Annotated in this window: 20 protein-coding genes; 6 read left to right on the top strand and 14 right to left on the bottom strand. The window is 57.2% G+C overall.

Features of this window, described 5'->3' with window-relative positions:
- Positions 1-16: 16 nt before the first annotated feature.
- The gene (locus I9187_RS00310; RefSeq protein ID WP_171178704.1) at positions 17-517 is read right to left on the bottom strand and encodes an FxsA family protein; all 501 of its coding nucleotides are present in this window, start codon (positions 515-517) and stop codon (positions 17-19) included.
- Between the two features lie 108 nt (positions 518-625).
- Between I9187_RS00310 and I9187_RS00305 the strand changes: the two genes are divergently transcribed.
- The 3 genes from I9187_RS00305 to I9187_RS00295 are packed head-to-tail and all read left to right on the top strand — an operon-like array spanning position 626 to position 2,906.
- A complete protein-coding gene (locus I9187_RS00305) occupies positions 626-1,285 on the top strand; it encodes a Tim44/TimA family putative adaptor protein (RefSeq protein ID WP_171178706.1) in 660 nt (219 codons plus the stop codon).
- Positions 1,282-2,319, top strand: coding sequence for an MltA domain-containing protein (locus tag I9187_RS00300; RefSeq protein ID WP_171178708.1), 1,038 nt, complete (start codon positions 1,282-1,284; stop codon positions 2,317-2,319). The genes I9187_RS00305 and I9187_RS00300 overlap by 4 nt, the downstream gene beginning before the upstream one ends.
- A complete protein-coding gene (locus I9187_RS00295) occupies positions 2,319-2,906 on the top strand; it encodes a Smr/MutS family protein (protein WP_171237887.1) in 588 nt (195 codons plus the stop codon). The genes I9187_RS00300 and I9187_RS00295 overlap by 1 nt, the downstream gene beginning before the upstream one ends.
- Here I9187_RS00295 and I9187_RS00290 read toward each other — a convergent pair.
- The 3 genes from I9187_RS00290 to hslU form a co-directional block, all read right to left on the bottom strand.
- Positions 2,903-4,123, bottom strand: coding sequence for an MFS transporter (locus I9187_RS00290; protein WP_209940033.1), 1,221 nt, complete (start codon positions 4,121-4,123; stop codon positions 2,903-2,905). The two genes, I9187_RS00295 and I9187_RS00290, sit on opposite strands and share 4 nt — an antisense overlap.
- The gene (locus I9187_RS00285) at positions 4,120-5,220 is read right to left on the bottom strand and encodes an alpha/beta fold hydrolase (RefSeq protein WP_209940032.1); all 1,101 of its coding nucleotides are present in this window, start codon (positions 5,218-5,220) and stop codon (positions 4,120-4,122) included. Before I9187_RS00285 ends, I9187_RS00290 begins: the two co-directional genes overlap by 4 nt.
- Before the next feature lie 98 nt (positions 5,221-5,318).
- Positions 5,319-6,626 carry an ATP-dependent protease ATPase subunit HslU gene (gene hslU, locus I9187_RS00280; RefSeq protein ID WP_171178716.1) on the bottom strand — a complete coding sequence of 436 codons (1,308 nt, stop codon included), beginning with the start codon at positions 6,624-6,626 and terminating at the stop codon, positions 5,319-5,321.
- 198 nt (positions 6,627-6,824) lie between these two features.
- Between hslU and I9187_RS00275 the strand changes: the two genes are divergently transcribed.
- A complete protein-coding gene (locus I9187_RS00275; RefSeq protein ID WP_171178718.1) occupies positions 6,825-7,226 on the top strand; it encodes a DM13 domain-containing protein in 402 nt (133 codons plus the stop codon).
- Between the two features lie 105 nt (positions 7,227-7,331).
- Positions 7,332-8,573 (top strand): MFS transporter, encoded by a 1,242-nt coding sequence (locus I9187_RS00270; RefSeq protein WP_171727659.1) that lies wholly within the window; start codon positions 7,332-7,334, stop codon positions 8,571-8,573.
- 37 nt (positions 8,574-8,610) lie between these two features.
- Here I9187_RS00270 and I9187_RS00265 read toward each other — a convergent pair whose 3' ends face one another.
- Positions 8,611-8,964 carry a hypothetical protein gene (locus I9187_RS00265; protein WP_171178723.1) on the bottom strand — a complete coding sequence of 118 codons (354 nt, stop codon included), beginning with the start codon at positions 8,962-8,964 and terminating at the stop codon, positions 8,611-8,613.
- Positions 8,961-9,518 carry an ATP-dependent protease subunit HslV gene (gene hslV / locus I9187_RS00260; RefSeq protein WP_171178725.1) on the bottom strand — a complete coding sequence of 186 codons (558 nt, stop codon included), beginning with the start codon at positions 9,516-9,518 and terminating at the stop codon, positions 8,961-8,963. Before hslV ends, I9187_RS00265 begins: the two co-directional genes overlap by 4 nt.
- 197 nt (positions 9,519-9,715) lie before the next feature.
- Between hslV and I9187_RS00255 the strand changes: the two genes are divergently transcribed.
- Positions 9,716-9,910: a DUF1127 domain-containing protein gene (locus tag I9187_RS00255; RefSeq protein ID WP_171178727.1), complete on the top strand. Its 195-nt coding sequence runs from the start codon at positions 9,716-9,718 to the stop codon at positions 9,908-9,910.
- A 61-nt stretch (positions 9,911-9,971) separates the two neighbouring features.
- Here the strand turns inward: I9187_RS00255 and I9187_RS00250 are convergent, their stop codons facing one another.
- The 8 genes from I9187_RS00250 to tsaE all read right to left on the bottom strand — a co-directional run bounded on the left by I9187_RS00250 (position 9,972) and on the right by tsaE (position 19,564).
- The gene (locus I9187_RS00250) at positions 9,972-10,334 is read right to left on the bottom strand and encodes a Lin0512 family protein (protein WP_171178729.1); all 363 of its coding nucleotides are present in this window, start codon (positions 10,332-10,334) and stop codon (positions 9,972-9,974) included.
- Positions 10,331-10,681 (bottom strand): Lin0512 family protein, encoded by a 351-nt coding sequence (locus I9187_RS00245; protein ID WP_171178731.1) that lies wholly within the window; start codon positions 10,679-10,681, stop codon positions 10,331-10,333. The genes I9187_RS00250 and I9187_RS00245 overlap by 4 nt, the downstream gene beginning before the upstream one ends.
- A gap of 74 nt (positions 10,682-10,755) precedes the next feature.
- A complete protein-coding gene (trxA, locus tag I9187_RS00240; RefSeq protein WP_152459632.1) occupies positions 10,756-11,076 on the bottom strand; it encodes a thioredoxin in 321 nt (106 codons plus the stop codon).
- Between the two features lie 60 nt (positions 11,077-11,136).
- Positions 11,137-14,493, bottom strand: a complete 3,357-nt coding sequence (gene addA / locus I9187_RS00235) for a double-strand break repair helicase AddA (RefSeq protein ID WP_171234615.1) — start codon at positions 14,491-14,493, stop codon at positions 11,137-11,139.
- Positions 14,490-17,414 carry a double-strand break repair protein AddB gene (gene addB / locus I9187_RS00230; RefSeq protein ID WP_171237885.1) on the bottom strand — a complete coding sequence of 975 codons (2,925 nt, stop codon included), beginning with the start codon at positions 17,412-17,414 and terminating at the stop codon, positions 14,490-14,492. The genes addA and addB overlap by 4 nt, the downstream gene beginning before the upstream one ends.
- Positions 17,407-18,093 carry a nucleotidyltransferase family protein gene (locus I9187_RS00225; protein WP_171178737.1) on the bottom strand — a complete coding sequence of 229 codons (687 nt, stop codon included), beginning with the start codon at positions 18,091-18,093 and terminating at the stop codon, positions 17,407-17,409. Before I9187_RS00225 ends, addB begins: the two co-directional genes overlap by 8 nt.
- Positions 18,090-19,094 (bottom strand): phosphotransferase, encoded by a 1,005-nt coding sequence (locus I9187_RS00220; protein WP_171237884.1) that lies wholly within the window; start codon positions 19,092-19,094, stop codon positions 18,090-18,092. Before I9187_RS00220 ends, I9187_RS00225 begins: the two co-directional genes overlap by 4 nt.
- Positions 19,091-19,564, bottom strand: a complete 474-nt coding sequence (gene tsaE / locus I9187_RS00215) for a tRNA (adenosine(37)-N6)-threonylcarbamoyltransferase complex ATPase subunit type 1 TsaE (protein WP_171178749.1) — start codon at positions 19,562-19,564, stop codon at positions 19,091-19,093. Before tsaE ends, I9187_RS00220 begins: the two co-directional genes overlap by 4 nt.
- Positions 19,565-19,593 lie beyond the last annotated feature (29 nt).

The raw sequence follows: 19,593 nt of genomic DNA, 5'->3' as shown, positions 1-19,593 counted from the left end.
AGTTGGGCGCGGCACCTCAATGCTGGTGGGGGCCTTCCACCCATTTCGATGGCTTTGAAGGCTCTTTTTTCGGGCGAACTTCACTGAATTCACCGTCAATGATGTCCCCTTGCTCGAAAGGGTTTTGTTGTGACTGAAATCCAGTGCCCGTTCCCATCTGAAAATGTGCCACGGTGACTTTCGACTTCAGATAGCGGAACACAGCGACACGAACGCCCGGTACCAGCAAGGCAAATCCTATGGCATCGGTGAAAAAACCCGGTGTCAGCAGCAATGCGCCTGACAAAAGGATCATCGCACCGTGGGCCAAAGGCTCGGTCGGGTCGTCCAGTTCAGCAAAGGAACGCTGCAGATTTCCCAGTGCCATGCGACCTTGTGTCCGCACCAAAACCGTGCCCAAAACCGCGGTCAGCACAACAATGGAAAGGGTTGGCCAAAGGCCGATCAGACCACCAACCTGAATAAACAGCGCAATCTCGATGATGGGCACCAACAAAAATGCCAAGAACAGATACATTTGCGTTATCCTTTCCCTAAGGCCGGGCTGTGGACTTGCCACCCACGCTCACCTACATAGTAGCATGAGGCCGCGTATACAAAGTCGCGGTTCTGAAAAGAGGATGAAATGAACGAACCCATGATCCAGCTACTGGTCCTGGCCGGAATTGCCGTTTTCCTGATCCTGCGCCTTAAAAGCGTGTTGGGTACGCGTGAAGGTTTTGAAAAACCACCTTTGCAGCAACAGCCTGAAGCGCACAAATCGCGTCGCGATTTCGAGGTGATCGAAGGCGGCCCGGATCATGACATCACTGACCATGTCGCTGAAGACAGCGAACAGGCGCAAACCCTGGCCGCCATGAAACGGGTTGAGCCCGGCTTTTCGGTCAGTGAATTTGTTCACGGCGCGCGTGGCGCTTATGAAATGATCGTTATGGGGTTCGAAAAAGGAAACCTCGACGAAATCCAGCCATTCCTGTCGGAAGAGGTATTTGAGTCTTTCGTTGCGGGTGTTGCTGCACGCGAAGATCAGGGCCTGACCATCGAAGCCGAATTCATCGGCGTCCGAGAGACCGCCCTGTCGGATGTTAAATTCGATAAGGATACCAATGAAGCCGAGATCACCATGAAATTTGTAGGTGAACTGACTTCGGTTGTGCGGGATCGCGGCGGTGATATTGTCGAAGGCAACCCCAACACCGTGAAACGCCAAAAGGACAGCTGGACCTTTGCTCGTGTGATGGGCAAGGACGATCCGAACTGGCTGCTTGTTGCCACGGACGCATGATTGCAACGCTCCGGTCGCTTTTTCTGGTGGGTGTAATGACCGCTGCCAGCGCTGCCGGAGCCGAGGCAACGCGATCCATTCTGTCGTTTGACGATCTGCAGGGCTGGGCCGATGATGACCACGGCGCAGCCCTTTCCGTTTTTCTGAACACCTGCGGCGATCTGAAGGACCCGGACTGGCGCGCGTTATGCGCTGTAGCAGAGACGTATGACACGGATGCAGCAAAGGCATTTTTTGAGCTCTTCTTCCGCCCAGTTCTGGTCGAGGATGGCGAAGAAGCCCTGTTCACGGGGTATTTTGAACCCGAACTCGATGGTGCGCGCCGCCGAACTGATCGCTTCAAATATCCTATTTACAAGATGCCGCCCGAAGCGCGAGATGGGCCATGGCTCAGCCGTCGGGAAATCCTGACTGGTGATGTGATGCAAGGGCGCGGTCTTGAGATTGCCTGGGTGGACGATCCAGTTGAGTTGTTTTTCTTGCAGATTCAGGGGTCTGGACGTGTCCGGCTGCCCGATGGCGGTGCTTTGCGCGTTGGCTATGGCGGTGCGAATGGTCATCCCTACAGATCTATAGGAGTTGAGTTGGTGCGGCGCGGGGTCTTGGGCGCGCATGAAGTTAGCGCCCAGATGATCCGAGCATGGGTGCGCAAGAACCCAGAATCTGGTGCCGAGCTGCTGTTCCACAACCCATCCTATGTGTTCTTCCGCGAAGTTTCGCGCGTTGCGCCCGAACTTGGGCCGCTGGGCGCGATGAACCGGTCAATTACCACGATGCGCAGCATAGCTGCAGATCCGACCTATACCCCGTTGGGGGCTCCGGTCTGGGTTGAGAAAGACGGCAAAAACCCAATGCGTCGCCTGATGATCGCGCAGGATACAGGTGCCGCGATCAAGGGCGCCCAGCGGGCAGATATCTTTTTCGGAACGGGTGACGAGGCCGGGCAAGCCGCCGGCAGGTTAAAAGATCCGGGTCGGATGGTCGTACTGTTACCAATACAGCGGGCCTATGCTCTATTGCCGGATGAGTTCTGATGACCCGGCGCAAACTGACGACAGAAGAGATCGAGCTGTGGCGCAAGGTCGCCAAACAGGCCGAGCGGATGCATCCGGAAATACCGCAGACGGTTCATCCGACCTCTTTGCCGAAACCCAAGCCCAAGAAAACGCCGAAACCCCGGTTTGAAGCGTTTGAACTTGGTCAGGCCCACCAGGCAAAGCCCAAGCCGAACGATTTGAAGCCGTCGGTCACAGATGCGCTGCGCAAAGTGCCGGTTCAGATGGACAACAAGGCTTTCGGTCGGATGAAACGAGGTAAACTGAAACCCGAAGGCAAGCTTGATTTGCACGGTATGCGGGTCGACACCGCGCATCCCGCTCTGATCCGTTTTGTCTTGACCGCGCAGGCACAGGGAAAGCGGCTTGTTCTGGTCGTGACCGGGAAAGGCAAAGACCGGGACGAACCTGGCCCGATCCCAACACCGCGCGGCGTTCTGCGGAACCAGGTACCCCATTGGCTGTCCATCCCGCCATTGGCGCAAGCGGTGATGCAGGTCACGCCTGCTCATATCAGCCACGGCGGAGATGGGGCGTATTACGTTTACTTGCGGCGTATTCGCTAAAGGGTACGTACCGCGCTGGTGACACCTATGTGGACCAGTGCGCAGACCAAAAGGAAAAAGATGCCAATCCAAAGGAATTGAGTGTCCAGCGAAACGCCCCAATCGATCAGCACTCCGGTCCAGCCCGGTCCGATGGCTGATCCAAGGACCATAACGGCCGTTGCCATCGCCTTGATCGCGCCGATGTGTCGGGTGCCATAGAACTCGGCCCAGAAGGCGCTGGGCAAGGTGCTGTTGGCCCCGACGGTCAGGGCCAACAGGATCAGCCCGATCGTAGCACCCATGACCGAGGTCGACAGGCCCAGAACGACAAAACCAAGAGCTAGAGGCAGCTGGTAGTAGGGCATCATCCGCGCCGTGCCCCATTTATCCAAGGCCCATCCGGCGGAAAACATCGAAAGCAGCGACACCCCGGTATAGACCGGGAACAGGGCGACCAGTTGGATATGGGCCCATCCTTTCACCTCGGCCAAATGCACTTGGTGAAAGAAGAATGCCGTAATAAAAGCCGATGGACCCAGAACAGCTGGCGTCATGAACCAGAACAATGGGTGGCTTAGCGCATCGCGCCGTGTCCAGTGACGGCCGTGCATCCCGGTGGCTGAGTACGCACTGGCCAGGCTCTGCGGTGTGCGTTCTTCCCGAAGCAGGCGCGTCAAAACAGGGATGCCCAGCAGAGTGATGACGGCAGCGACCCCCCACAGCAATCGCCAGTCCAGAAATACCATGGCGGTGACAAAGATCAGTGGCAGTAAGGCTTCGCCGAGTGCATAGCCGATGGACGCAATAGAAAGCGCTTTGCCTCGTGTCGCGATAAACCATCGCGCCATCGCGACCATCGCGAGATGGGTGCTCATACCTTGTCCAAACAGGCGCAGAAGGAAGATTGCCGCCGGCAACAACACAACCCAGCTGTTCATTGCCATGGCCAACGCTGCCAATGCCAACCCAAGCAGCACAACAGGCCCCAACACGCGGACACGAAAAACATCTGTCAGGCCGCCTGCCCATATCATTACTACCGCTGACACGAGCGTACCCAAAGAATACAACCCACCCCACGCGCCGTGGCTAAGCCCGAAAGCGGCGCGGATTTCGCCTGCAAAAACCGAGATAAAGAAGGTCTGACCAAAGCTGGACAGGAAGGTCAGCAATACACCCGCGCCCAGCCACGCCGCGTTGTCGATGAGTAAGCGGCGCAGGCTAAACTGCGTCACGGAGTATTCACCTGTGCCTGTCCTGTTTCAGTTAGCACAATTTCCGTTGCGCCATCAGGGTTACGCTCGCTGGGCGGCACCAGAATATCGATTGCTGGGCGGTCCTCGCGTCCAAAGGTATTGTTGACGCGCCTCAATGAGTTGAGGATCGACAGCAATGCCGGAGACGTCGCCGCAACGAAGTGTGATGATGTCGCATCGCTGTTAAACGCTGTTGTATCAATCACGCTGATCGGGAATTCCTCGAGCGTCTCAACCGAGCTGATGTTTCCAAGCCTTTCACCCTCATCCGTGCCGCGCAGTCGGGCCGAGATGTTCAGGATTTTGTCTTTCTGGGAAACCATCACAAGGAATGGATCGGGTGGATTGTCGATCCGTTTCATTTGCGAACGGAACAGATCAAGATCCAGATCGGGTGAGATCAGCACGACGCCCTCGATGTTTCGATTGGCCCATCCGGGTTCCTGCAGTTCAGCTTGCCGCATCATTTCCATCGACAAGGCCCCACCCATGGAATGCGCAACCAGAATAACGCGCTTCACACCCATGGATTTCAACTCGCGGATGGTCTGTTCCAAACCGTCGCGCGCAAACAACATGCTGTCCAGGTCATAGGCGTACCCATAGCCGGTGGCGCGGCTAGGCCACGAATAAACCAGCGTCGATCCCGGTAGACCAATGTCATGCGTCAGCTGGGCGGCACGAAAGATCGTTTCAGTCTGGGTCGAGTTGTAGCCGTGCACAAAAATCGTGACGTCGTCCTGCCCACGCAGGTGTTTGCGCAGCCCCTTTGGCCCGTCCAACTCTGTCACATCCGCCAAAACAAATTCCTTCTGCGGATTGGGGTTTGCATATGAGAATTTGAGCGTGCCCGGGGTATGCGTTGGCGGAATCGAAACCGTGGTTTCCAGAAACTTGAGCGCCTGGCCACGACGAAACCCATAAGAGCCGTCGGCTTCACGTGCACGGGTCGTGCTGGCGAAGATGGTTTCAGGTGTGCCGATATTTACCGCATTAGGCACAATCTCGGACACCGTCCGGTCAACGCAGGCGCTCAGCGAAAGGGATACGAGTAAAATGATGAAATAGCGCAGCACGGGCCAGCCCTCGGGGTGAATCGTGCATACGCTAGCGGATTCTCGACCAACGTCCAGCGGGGCCGACCGAAAACAGCGGCAAAAACCGGCCTGTACCGTTACAAAACGTAACGGCTGAGGTCGGTTGATTTGGTCAATTCACCTAGATTGTCGCTGACAAACTGGTTATCCACAGTAATTTCTGTGCCAGCCTTGTCCGGTGCCGCGAAAGACAGGTCCTCAAAAACCCGCTCCATCACCGTATAAAGCCGCCGTGCGCCAATGTTTTCAACGCTTTGGTTTACATCCGCAGCAATCTTAGCCAGTGCTGCAATTCCGTCATCGGTAAAGCTGACCGTGACTTCTTCGGTCCCCATCAGGGCGGTGTATTGCCGGGTCAGCGCGTTGTCGGTTTCGGTCAGGATGCGCACAAAGTCTTCTTCCGTTAGGGCGCGCAGTTCCACACGGATCGGCAGACGTCCTTGCAATTCCGGCAGCAGATCCGAAGGTTTGGCGATGTGGAATGCACCAGACGCAATGAACAGGATATGGTCGGTTTTCACCGGACCGTGCTTGGTGCTGACGGTGGTACCTTCGATCAGAGGCAGCAGGTCACGTTGTACGCCCTCGCGGCTGACATCGCCGCCGCGTGCGTCCGAGCGGGCGCAGACCTTGTCGATTTCATCCAGAAACACGATGCCATTCTGTTCGACCGATTCCAGAGCGATCCGATTGACGGTTTCGTCATCCAGTAGCTTGTCGGCCTCTTCCCCGATCAAAGCATCATAGCTTTCGGCGACGGTCATGCGTTTTTTGACAGTGCGCCCGCCAAACGCCTTGCCGAAAATGTCACCCAGATTCATCATGCCCATCTGACCGCCCGGCTGCCCTGGAATGTCAAACATAGGCATCGGGTTCGAGGTATCTGATAATTCCAGCTCGATCACTGTGTCGTCCAGCTCCCCGGCTTTCAGTTTCTTGCGGAACATCTCGCGCGTGCCTTCGCGAGCGTCTTCGCCCGCAATCGCGGCAATCACGCGATCTTCGGCGGCCTGATGCGCGCGCGCTTTGACGTCTTCACGCATGTATTCGCGGGTTTGGATAATGGCTGCATCTGCCAGATCGCGTACGATCTGTTCTACGTCGCGACCAACGTATCCTACCTCGGTGAACTTTGTGGCCTCGACCTTGATAAAGGGCGCACGGGCCAGTTTGGCCAGACGACGGCTGATCTCGGTCTTGCCAACGCCGGTGGGGCCAATCATCAGGATATTCTTGGGATAGACCTCGTCCCGGATATCATCAGCCAGCTGCTTACGCCGCCACCGGTTGCGCAGGGCAACGGCCACCGCTCGTTTGGCATCCTTCTGGCCGATAATGAAGCGGTCCAGTTCCGAGACGATCTCGCGCGGGGTCAGGTCGGTCATGTGTATTCAATCCGGTTGTTTCGAGACGGAACCTAATCATAAGACACGAAAACACAAGCTGATCACGGAAAACTCACGCCAACTCACAGGTGCCACACGGAAATTCGTGACGATGTGAATCGCCAGAGGCGTTTCGCGTGCTGCATAGTTATTGCGACGGGCAATTCAGCCTGGATACATCAGTGGAGATACCAAATCATGATGACTCGTCGTTCGCTTTTTGTGAAAGCTGCTGCCACGGGCGCGGCCCTGACACTGGCCGGCACCACCGCTGCTGTGGCTGGCGGTGCCAAAAAGAAAGGCTCGTTCGAAGGCCGATCGAACCACATCACAACCGGTTCCGTGAAGCTGGTCAAAGACGGTGATCGGTACATCGTCGAACTGGGTGACGACTTCTCGCTGGACAACGGCCCTGATCCTCGCGTCGCTTTTGGTAAAGACGGAACTTATGCCCCGGACAGCAAACTGGGTGCGCTACTGCACCTGACCGGCAAGCAATCCTATGCCGTGCCGCCCACAATGGATGTGTCTGGCTACAACGAAGTGTACATCTGGTGCGAGGTCGCTGGTGTGCCGCTGGGCGTCGCGTCACTGAAGTAGCTACATCGCTCAGAGGCCGACCCATCCGGCCTCTGACACATCGTTAGGTAACAGAGCAGCTGTCTGTTACAATCGCCCCAAGCCATTGGAACCGGGGGCGTTTTCATGACCAAGATTGCCAAGATCACCTTGTTGTTCGTGGTTTTTGTCGACCTGATCGGTCAAGGCTTGGTTTTTCCTATCATCAACTCGCTCATCATGGAGACGAAATCAGGCTTCCTGCCGGATGGCACGCCCGTGGGGCGGCGCCATTTCTACTATGGTCTGGTGATCGGGTGCTTCTTTCTGTCCTGGTTTCTGGGGGTCGTTTATGTTTCGAAAGTCTCGGACTCCATTGGGCGCAAGAATGCACTTCTTGTTTGTCTGGGCGGAGCGTTGGTCGGTTACGCCCTAACCATCGCGGCGCTGTACATGAACAGCCTGCTGCTGCTGATCGTCGGGCGGTCGGTCACCGGCTTCACTGCCGGAAACCAGCCCATCGCTCAGGCAGCTATGATTGACGGCAGCACCGATGCGGCCGACCGCGACCGCAACATGGGTTATATCGTGACTGGCGTCAGCTTTGGCCTTGTGGGCGGCCCGATCATCGGGGCGGTTCTGTCCGACGCCGCTCTGCTGGGCAGCTACGCGACACTTAAGACCCCGTTCTATGGCGCATTTGTTCTGGTGCTGATTGCGATATTTCTTGTGATGACCTTTTTCAAAGACACCCGGACAGAGCGTGAGCCCTTTGTTTTTCGCCCACGTGACATCACCGACAGCCTAATTGCCGTGCGTGGCCATCCGATGGTTCGTAAAATCCTGCCGGTCTACGCATTCTTCATGATCGCCAACGTGACGTTCTATGTCTTTGTCGACAACTTCCTGACCAGTGCTTTCGGCTACGGTGTTATTGGCGGCAGTATGGCGATGGTGGTGATTGGCTTTGCGCTGGCGTTCTCAAGCACCTTCCTCGTCAAACCCGCGCAAGAGCGATTCAGCAAACACCAGATCATCTGCACGTCTCTCATAGTAATGGTGATCTGTGGACTTGCCTTTGCATTCAGTCCTAATGGTGTGCTCAGCTATGTGCCGGTCTTCTTCTTCTACTTCCTGTTCGGCGTTGCCTACCCGACCATGCTGGGTCTGTTTTCCTCGAGCGTAAGTGAGACGGACCAAGGCTGGGTTATGGGCGTGACCACCGCCGTCTTCTGTCTGGCCGGAGGCATCATGTCCCTGATCGGCGGCGGGTTGATGAGCATCGACATCCGTGTGCCCTACTACATCGTTGTCATTGCCGCGATTTTCGGGCTGATCGGAATGCACCGTCGCTGGAAAGGGAAAGAGATCAAGGCGCTGTTAACCTGACAGGCGACCCGCGGCTGAGTTAAAGCGAAGAAAGCTATTACTCTTGATCTTCCTCGATCTCTTCTTCGTCCAGTTTGCGTTGGCTCTCTGGTAACGGCGCTCTTTCGATCAGCGCCCAACCCTCTTTCTTTGATTTCTTCAAAACGGTGCCCCGAGCACCCAGCTCAATCAACAACGAGCGTGTTTCATCCTCGGTGCAGCCAATCGTCCTGCTGAGCCTTTCCAAAGATTTGAACTTGTACTTCGAGTCCTTCAACATGGATTTCAGGAGCTCTTTGCGAGGCTCTTTCCATTCCTTGTTGTGCTTCCTGCTCCGATATTCCTCTAGGACAATTGGCCCAATAATACCGCCGATTAGGCCGCCGAATATGGCTGCGAGAACCGCACTCATGATGCTATCGTCTCGACTGTCAGGTTACCATTTGTATAGACGCAGATATCGGCGGCAATCACCATCGCTTCACGCGCCACTTGCTCGGCGTCTTTGTCGCCGTCCATCATTGCGCGGGCCGCGGCGAGTGCAAAGTTCCCGCCCGATCCGATGGCGGCCACGTTGTGCTCAGGCTCCAGCACGTCCCCTGCCCCGGTGATGACCAGCAGATCCTTGCCATCAGTGACAATCAGCATCGCCTCAAGCTTTTGCAGGTATTTGTCAGTGCGCCAGTCCTTGGCCAGTTCGACCGAGGCGCGCGCCAATTGGCCGGGTGTGGCCTCAAGCTTGGCTTCCAAACGTTCCAGCAGTGTGAAAGCATCTGCGGTCGATCCGGCAAAACCCGCCACAACCTCGAATCCGCCGGGCGACAAACGGCGCACTTTGCGGGCCGTTCCCTTGATCACGGTCTGACCAAGGCTGACCTGACCATCACCGGCTATGACAACCTGACCGTTCTTTTTGACGCCAATGATCGTCGTGCCGTGCCAACCGGGAAAGTCGTTATCTGCCATGATCGTCTCCGTTTTCGCTGGCGGTATATATGGGCCGGGTAAGGTGTTGGCGCAACCCGTTCTTAAAGTGCCCAAAAGATATGCAGAAAATGCAATCCGGGGTTACCAGACCAGCAATTGTGAGTCCAAGCGCGCGGGACTACATGAGGCTTACAACCGACAACGGGTCGGCTGTTTCACATCTAAGGACTGCGCACATGGCAACCACAGCTAACATTCATGCGCCGCTCGGAGCAGCTACCATCCTGCACGTGGCGGACGCGTTCTCAAACGTCGTCAAATCTGTTGCGAAATGGAACGACGCACGCAAAACACGGAACCTTCTGTCGGAGCTCAGCGACGCACAGCTGGAAGACATCGGTCTGACCCGCGAAAGCATCGCAAATCTCTGATCCTTCGTCTGGATTACCGAATTGGAACAGCCGCCCGGAACCCCGAGCGGCTTTTTCTTTGTCAGCTTTGCACGAATTTCCCTGACAAGTCGGGCAGGAATGCTTCGACCGCTGCGGTCGCAATCACGTGGTGTGTTCCAGCGTCGCTGTCTGCTACGTCCAGACCGCCCTTGACCGCGCGCACTTCGGCGCGGCCCCGCGGCAGATCGGCAGCAACCAGATCACAATCCACCTGATCGGGCTCTTGGACGCCGATGGTCACGCCGACCCGCATCTGAGAATGATCAATGCCCAGCTTGGAAAACAATGTGATTGATGAATGATGCAACGCATCCTGCACCGCGCGACGGGCCGCTTTGGTATAGTCCTGACCGTATAGGTCGTTGCCTGTTCCCATTTCCAGAATAATGCGTTTTTCGGTCATTGTGCGGGCTCCATATCAAAAGAAACAATCAGTGCGGCATTTGCGATGACCGTATGTCCGTCGCTATGGGGTTTCTCTATATCCAGCCCGCCTTTTGTGACGGTGATGTTCGGCTGGCCATATGGAAAGACCGCCTTTAGCGCATCAGTGTCCACCTGATCCGGTTGCTGCACCCCGATTTCGGCATCGATGATCATTGCCTCTTTTGGAAACCCGAACAGTTCGGCCATGTTGACCGAGTTGTGCCACAGCGCATCCTTGATCGCCCGCAACGACGCCTCTGTATAGTCCATTCGGCGCAGGGATGTACCCATGCCGAATTCTACAAGCACCCGCGTTTTTGCCATTGGTTTCTCCGATGTTTGCAACAAAAAAGGCGCCCCGATCTGAGGCGCCTTTGGAACGTTCTGCTAGAACCAGATCAGATGGATTCGTCGATCCAGCTTTGCAGTGCAGCCTTAGGGGCCGCACCTGCGCGGTTTGAAACAACCTGGCCATCCTTAAAGATGAACAGCGCCGGAATACCGCGCACGCCCATTGCGGCGGCAGAGTTCGGGTTGCTGTCCACATCGACCTTGGCGATTTTCACCTTGTCACCATACTCGGCGGCCAGTTCTTCCAGCGCCGGGCCAATTTGCTTACAGGGACCGCACCATTCTGCCCAGAAGTCCACGACCACGGGAACGGTCGAGTTTTTGACTTCGGCGTCAAAGGTGTCGTCAGTAACGGCTACGGTCGACATATTCTGTCTCCTGAATGGGGTAAACTCGGAAACAGAACGTAGGTGTCGCGCCGGGTAAGGTCAAGGTATCCGGGTTCGGGTCAGTGCATCCGTCACAAGATCGTGTGGCAACCACATGAGGTTTGCTGTCCGGGTCCACAAAATAGCGGTTCGGATGTTCCGGCCGGGGTAGATCTGAGCAAGCGCCTGCGCATAAGCCCCCATTTGACGTAACAGGCCCTCAGGGCAGTCTTCAACGCGAATTGGAACAGTTACATTTGTTTTGAAGTCAATCACTTGTACGTCCGTATCCGAAACGATGAGCCGGTCGATGACCCCATGCATACGCTGCCCATTCAAATCTGCGGTTACTGGAACTTCGGCCAGAGTTTCAGGTGCAAAAATATTCCTTAGCGATTCTGCCGTCAGAACCTGGGTGGCTTCGGCCAAAAGCTCTTGCCGGTCTGTGTCTTGCATATCCGGTAGAAGCCGTGCGCAAAGTTCGGGCCAAATCTCCGGTTCAGCTATCGGCAAGTGCTCCAGCAACAGGTGAATACGTGTTCCACGCAGTTTCGCAGCGTCTTCATCCAAACCAGCTTCACCGGGTAGCGCTTTGACCCCCCCCAGATCCGAAGGGCTGAGCGTGCTTGTGGGTTCAATGGGGTCAGGTGCCGGATGCAGAAATATGTCTGGTAACTCGGATCGTTCAGTCGTCATTTGCGGTTGATCGACCAAAGGCAGCGCATCCCAATCCCCATGAGACAGTCGGCGAATGTCGGAACCCGGCAGCTGCGCGGCTCCGGCCCTCTCCATCGCGGCCTCGACCATTTGATACCAGCTGTTGCCGTCTTTCCCCAATTCGCCGGCTGCGGCCACGATCAACCGCTTTTCGGCCCGTGTTAGAGCCACATATAGCAGCCGGAGCCGTTCATCTTCCTCACGCGTACGCGCCTGTTCCCGCGCCTGTGCGATCAGTTTGGGCGATGCATCTGCCGACACTTTCCACAGCGGAATGCCTTCGGTCACCATGATCTCGGCATCGCGCGGTGCTTGGCGTTTGGCGGTATCCGGCAGGATCACGATTGGAGCCTCAAGTCCTTTTGAGCCATGCACGGTCATCACCCGGATCATGTTGCCCACACCGCTCATCTGCCGTTTGATTTCCAGATCGTCGGTCTGCATCCAGACCAAAAACCCAGTCAAGCTGGGGATATCGGTGCGCTCATAGGCCAACGCCTGGGACAACAAGGCGTTGATGCCGTCTTCAGCTTCGGCCCCCAGACGGCCTAGCAATTTGCGCCGCCCGTCATGGCGGGTCAGAATGCGCTCGATCAGGTCATAGGGGCGCAAAAAGTCGATCTGACTGCGCAAATCGTTCAAAATGGCAAGCGTTTCGGGAAACTCCTCAGCCCGGTTGCGCAGCGCGGCCCAGAGGAATTGCTCCTTTCGCCGGTGCGCCAGATCGAAAAGCTGTTGTTCAGACCATCCGAACAAAGGGGATTTCAGAACCGTTGCCAGCGACAGGCTGTCTTCGGGCGTGGCCAGAAAGCTCAGCAACGCGGCGAGGTCTTTGACCGCCAGTTCAGCACCCACCTTAAGCCGGTCGGCCCCGGCGATGGGCAGACCGGCGGATTTGCAGGCGCGGATGATTTCGGCAAAAAGATCCGAGCGGCGCTGTACGAGGATCAGGAAATCCCCCGGCTTCACCTTTCGCCTTTCGAACTTGCCGTTCTTGCCATCTTCAGGGATCGTTTCACCCCGTTCGATCATGGCCTTGATCGACTGTGCAACCTGTTCGGCCAGAATGACAGTATGGTGCCGCGCGCCAGGGCGATCCACCGGATCGGTCCAGTCGCCCTCCTCGGCCTCTTCGACCTTCTCCACAACTGGCCAAAGATCAACCCGGCCCGGCAGGTCAGCTTTGAAAGCACGGTGCTGGCTGTCCTTGTGAAACCCTGCCTCGATCCGGTTTTCAAATAGAATATCGACCAAGGACAGGATCGCGCTGGAGGAGCGGAACGAATATTCCAGCGTCATATCCCACAGTTTAGAGTCTGATTCAGCCAGTTTCCGGCCAAACTCTTCCTGCATTCTGTCAAACGCCTGCGGGTCTGCGCCCTGAAAGGAATAGATCGACTGTTTCTTGTCGCCCACGACAAAAATCGTGCGTTCAACCCCGGATCGGGCCCCTTCCCCACTGGTGAATTCCTGAGCCAGTTTTTCGACCACGTCCCATTGGTCTGGGCTGGTGTCTTGTGCTTCGTCCACCAGAATATGGTCGATGCCGCCGTCCAAGCGATACAGAACCCATTCGGCCACCGCCGGGTCATTCAGCACTTTCCGCGCGCGCAGGATGAGGTCATCGAAATCCAGCCAGCCCCGCAACTGCTTGCGCCGTTCGTACTCTGGCAGGTAGGCTGCGGCAAAGCGGTGCAGGACAGCGGTTTTTTGGGCCGCGACCAAGGCTAGACGCTGTTCGCGCGCGGCCTCGACCCGCAGCATGAAGGATTCCAATTGCGGCATCCGGTCGGCCAGTTCGCCCTCACGCAGGGGTTTGGTCGGAAACCCATTGATCTTGGCGGTGAAAGGCTCTTTTGCGCCTTTTCCGGTCAGCAACACGCCTTCCAGAATAGGCAGATATGCCAATCGGGCCTCAGTGAACCCGGCTAGCTTCGCCGCTGCCTTGCCATCGTTGACGCCGCTTTCTGTCAATGCGGGCAGCATGGACTGGATCAACTCGACTTCGCCGCCCAGAAACACCCGCTCGGCCAGGGCCGTTTCGTCAAAGCCTTCCGGCAGATCGAACCGTTTCAACAGATCGGACCAGCCCAATGGCTGGGCAAACAGACTGCGCCTGTGCGTGATCGCAGCTGTCAATTTGTCAAAGCCCGTATCGGTCACGAACCGCGCCACATCTTCAATCAGCCCGGCTTGCGGACCTTCTGCGAAATCCTCGACGATCTCTTCCCGCAACAGGGCGGCTGCACGGTCTTCCATTTCGGAGAACTGAGGGCTGACCCCGGCCTCCAGCGGGAAGCGCCGCAGCAACGAAGCGCAGAACGAGTGAATGGTCTGGATTTTCAAACCGCCCGGCGTTTCGATGGCGCGGGCAAACAATGTGCGCGCTTGCGCCAATCTGTCCGAGTCGATGTCGCCAGGCACGCCTAGATCGGTCAGTTGCTCCAAAAGAGCAGCGTTTTCCAGCATTGCCCACTCACCAAGGCGCTTGAACAATCTGTTCTGCATCTCGCTTGCTGCCGCCTTGGTATAGGTCAGGCACAAGATGTGTTGAGGTTGAACCCCACCCAACAGCAACCGCGCCACGCGGTCGGTCAGAACCCGCGTTTTGCCGGACCCCGCGTTGGCCGCTAGCCAGGTCGAGGCGTCGGGGCGCGCGGCCTGCACTTGCCGTTCGGTTGCATCGTTGCGCGGGCTCATTTCAGGTCCTCGGGGCAGGTTTCAGCAGTACGGTCCCATTCGCCGAACCGCGCCAGATGATCATAGTCACCGATATCCGTATCCTTGTGCAGCATCCGACGGGATGAAAACCCCTGATCAGGCTCTAAATAAGCCGAAATTAGCTCTTTCAGCTCAGCAATAACTTTATCGGCCGGCTCTTTGACCAAGGGTGCGGAGACCTCTTTGTAACTGCCGCCCATGCCGATGAAGATGGCTTCGGCTACATCAATTGGGTCAATGCCTTCAATCCCGCCCTGCTCAGCCATGGCCGCCTCGATCAACAGTTGTTTGTCGAATTTGGATTGCTGACTTTCCGTGGGCGGCGCGCCGGTTTTGTAATCGATGATCCGCAACGCGCCCCGGCCATTGTGATCGATCCGGTCCGCACGTCCGACTATGGTAAAATCCACTGGATCCAGCACCAGCTTCATGGCCGCCTCAAACGCAATTGGCCCGCCGTCACCTCGGCGCGTTAGTTCAGCGCCTAGGAAGTCGTCTGCGATCCGTTCCAACCGGGCCAGCCAGAGTTTGCGGGCGGTGGGCCAGGCCACATGCTGTTCCAGAAGGCTGTGCGCCCGTTTGAGGAAATTCTCACGTGTCAGCAAAGCGCTGTCGAGAACGCTGTCTTTAACGAAATGCTCAAGGATTTCATGGATCACGATCCCACGCAGCAAGGCGTCAGGGGCCTGTACAAGCGGATCGAGTGGTTTCAGGCGCAGCACGTGTTTGGCATAGATCGCGTATGGATCGCGGATCAGCCGCTTGATTTCGGTCACAGACAGGCGACGCGGGCGCGCGGCGGCGGGTGGCCGTGGCGAGGGGCGAGACGCGGGTTCAATGCGCGGCGCTTCTTCCAAAGCTTCCGACCAGTTCAGCCAGTGCTGACCACGCGCACGCATTCCTTCCAGAGCGTTGCGACCACCCTGCTCCGGCAACCCTTGCAACAGGTTTGTCAGCCGGTTCAACCACCGTGACGGCACCGTTTCCGCGTCATCCGAGCGGATCGCGCGGGTCAGCCAGACCTCGGGCGCGGCGATGGCTTGTTGGAAATCATGCGCCGACAGACCGATCCGGCGTTCAGGCAGCAGCAATCCGGCCTTGTCGCGCATCTGACGGTTGAGCCACGGATCTGGCGTCGGGGCCTCGGGCCAGCTTCCTTCATTCAGCCCGCCCAGAATCAGCAGGTCGGCACCCTGCACCCGCGCCTCAAGCGTACCCCAGATCATGATATGCGGGTGCGGGGCATCGCGATCACGAACCTCTTCGCTGGCCAAAAGCGCGCCCAGAAGATCGGCAAAATCATGGGCCGTCATCGGGCCACCATGCTGCGCTTCATCTTTGAGAGAGTTCACAACCGCCAGCGCCTTTTGACCTGCGTTTTTGTCCCAAAGCGTGCCGGTTACACCTGTACTACCAGCCGAGATCGCTTCGGCCAGTGTTGTCAGTCGGTCTACCCAGTCGGACAGATGCAGTTCGCCGCTGATGTGCTGGTCGCAAAAGTGATGTACGACCCATTTGACCCAGCTTTCCGGCGCTTCTTTGCGGATCGCAAACGCCGTCAGGCTGATACTGTCGGGGAATGGCGGGCCATGGCGGCGCAGGTCCAGTTCCAGATCACGGGTATGCAATAGATGAGCGCCGCGCTCACCCCCGTCATGGCACAGCGGGTGTTTCAGCAGCGTCAGCAACGCCTCGCCTTCAAGGCGGCGCGTGAACAGGTTGGCCACATGGCGCAGAAAACGACCGGGCGGTGAGAGTTGCAGAGGCAAGCCCGCACTGTCATCCGGCAGGATATTCCACCGATCCAGTGCGGCGCTGACCTGACGGGTCAACATGCGATCCGGCGTGATCAAAGCGGCGGTTTGTCCGGTTTCAGCAGCTTGTCGCAAGCGCAAGGCGATGGCCAAAGCCTCGGCTCTGGGCGATTGCGCCTCGACCAGGGTCAGGTCCTTGGTTGCGGCCCCCAAATCGGTAAGTTTTGGCCCTTCGGTCATCCAGGCGTCTGTTACCGGCGCTGGGCGCAAAGCAAGTGAAACCAAACGGTTGCGAGCAGGAGAGGGGGAGGACAGATCAGTCCATACTGCAATTTGATCAGGCACTAGTTCCAACGCGCGCATAAGTTTGCGGAACCGGTATTGTGGGTGATCTTCCGACGTCAGCGCGTCGTCCAGCCCCTGCCATACACTATCGGGTTGGTCGAAATCATAGCCCGGCAGAACCAGCGCCCCTTGTGGCAGACGCGCGATGGCCTCCATCAACATAAGCGTTGTTCCGCGCGACCCGGTGGAGCCCGCCAGAATGACCGGATGGTGCGGAGGATTCTCCTGCCAACGCGCGATCAGGTTTTCGACAACGCGGCGCTGGCGAGCTTGCGCATCCATCGCCTCTGCACTGGTGTCAATGAAGTGATCCGCAATGCTGATGAAAGCCTGCGCTCGTGCCCAATGCCCCGACATGTCGCTGACATCCAACTGCCGAATGGCCTCGGGCGACACACCTTCACCCTGCATTTCATCAATGAGCGCCGCCAAACTGTCAGAGAGGTCGAAGACCGAAGAGCGCGCCGCTAAATCCGGTTGCTGTTCCAGCAGTTTGGCCACCAATTGCGTCAGTTCCAGACGTCGTCGAAGCGGTGGAATGGCAGGGGGAATCTTTGCCAAATCAACGCTTTCCCCCAAATCGGTGACCAGCGACAGACGTGGCAGCAGGCACGGTGGACCTTGATTGAACAAATCGCGGATGCGCCGTTCCATACGCCGCGTATTCAGCACCAGTTCCACCCGCGCCAAGGCTTCCGGCGGACCAGCGCAGCGTCGCCGCAGACCATCGACCAGTGCTTTTGGGAAATCCGCGCCTGGTGGCACAGCAAAGACTCGGGGCAGGGCGCTGGGTTCAAACATCAGCCAACAGACCTTCGGCCAGGGCGATACCCTCGGGTCGTCCAACATCACACCAACGCCCCGGATACTCGGCTGCAAACAGGCGGCCTTGATCTTGCATCTGGTTCCAAAGCAGGTTCAGCGAAAAAGCGGGTTGCGCAAACCTTTGTAATCCATCCGTTTTGACAATTTGCGCCCCCCCATAGACCAAACCGGGACCGCGTGTGATGCGACCGTCCGCGTCGACCGAGAAATCTCCGTCCCCCGTGTGACCAATGGTTTGGGCGATTGGAATACACATCAAAAGCGCATCCATACGAGTCGGATCCCACGCTTTTTGCAACAGGGTCAGAGGGTTTGGGCCCGACCAGATGGCATCGGTGTTCAGCGTGAAAACGGGGTCGGTGCCCAACAAGGGTAGGGCGGCCCTTAATCCGCCGCCGGTTTCCAGAATCTCTGGTTCTTCGCGTGAGATCATTACCCCTTTGGGGTTGAGATGCGCATACAGCTGATCGGCGTGGTAATGCACGTTCGCCACGATGCGCACAGGGTTAAGTTCGTGCGCAAGATCCAGCGCGTGATCAATCAGAGGGCGCCCGGACACATTAATCAACGGCTTGGGACGGTCCTTGGTCAAAGCGCCCATGCGCGTGCCAAACCCTGCTGCAAACAGCATCACGCCAAAGGGTGAACCGGTCATTGCACCCTCAGCTTGTTCAGGTTTTCAGGGGATGGGCTGGGCAAAGCCTCGTGCAGCAACGGTGCGATCGACACCAGGGCCGGATGATCCAGATCGCGCATCAGATGATCCCAGACCGCTGGTATCATGTCCACGTAGTGCGGTTTGCCAAAGTCCGTGGCAAGGCGTGCGAACACACCTAAAATGCGCAGGTTCCGTTGTGCGCCCAGCACACTGTAGGCCGTGCGAAAATCGTGATCGTCCATGCCAGAGGCCGCAATATACCGATTGATCATCTGCATTTCGACCCCGGGAGAGACCTTGCGGCGAATGTCCTGCAGCAGTGAGACCAGATCGTAGGCGGGATGGGCCAGAACGGCTGATTGGAAGTCCAGCAGGCCAACGCGTTTTAGCCCGTCGCGATCCGGGAGCCAAATCAGATTTTCCGCGTGATAGTCCCTGAGCGCGACCACTTTCGCACCTGATGTTTCGCGGTGCAGAACATCCGCGAAACGGTGTTCAAACCGGCTTAGTGCACGTGCGTCGTAAGACCCCAATATTCCGGCCGCGTAACTTGTAAAGGCCAGCGTGCACAGTTCGGTCATCAGCGGCGGGTCAAAGGATGTCAAAGACAAAGACGGCGCTTGATGCAGGTGCAGCAAAACGTCTGTTGCCGCTTCATACAAAACACGTTCCTTCGAAGGATCCTTTGCTAGCACCCGGCTAAAAAGATCGTCACCCAGATCTTCCAGCAACAGAAAGCCGTATTGCGCATCTTCTGCGTAGATCCCAGGTGCGCTCAGGCCAACCGAACGCAGGTAATTCCCGATGCGCACAAAGTCCTCGACATCCTCGCATTTTTCAGGTGGTGCATCCATCAAAACAGCCGTGTGCCCACTGGCCTGGTCGGTCAGCCGTTCGTAGCGGCGGTCCGAAGCGTCGCCCGCCAGCGGTGCACGGGTGGCGTTGGCCCACTGGGTTTGAGCAATCAGGGCTTCGGCGAGGACCGTCCTGTTTGTCATCCAAAGGTCTCCAGTTTTTTCGTCCATTTCGGATCATTCCATGACAGGGTCAAATGGCGCAAATCTTCAGTGTTAGGGTCTGTTTTGAAGGTCAGCTTCAAAGCGGCACCTGGGGTAAGTGGACCAAGTTTGTCAGGCCACTCGACAAGGCAGATAGCAGTTTCGAAAGCGTCAATCAGGCCCAGTTCCTCAACCTCGTCTACTGCACTCAAACGATAGAGGTCGCTGTGCCAGATTTCGCCAATCGGCGTATCGTAGACCTGCACCAAGGTAAACGTGGGCGAAGGGACATCTTCGGGCTCGGACATGAGCGACTGAATAAGCGCGCGCGCAAAATGGGTCTTTCCGCTGCCGATCTCACCTTCCAACAACACAACATCGCCCGATCGCAAGTTTGCACCAAGATGCACGGCGAAATTGGCTGTTTCTTCGGGGGACTGGAACGTTAGGGATCGGGGCAGCTTCGTCATGGCGCCACAATGACCTTGCGCCCGACAGG

It is taken from the genome of Ruegeria sp. HKCCE4148 (assembly GCF_017872495.1).
In the GTDB taxonomy this organism is placed as follows: domain Bacteria; phylum Pseudomonadota; class Alphaproteobacteria; order Rhodobacterales; family Rhodobacteraceae; genus Ruegeria.
The sequence above is the reverse complement of the archived record's forward strand: the minus strand, read 5'-3'. Positions and strand labels throughout refer to the sequence as shown.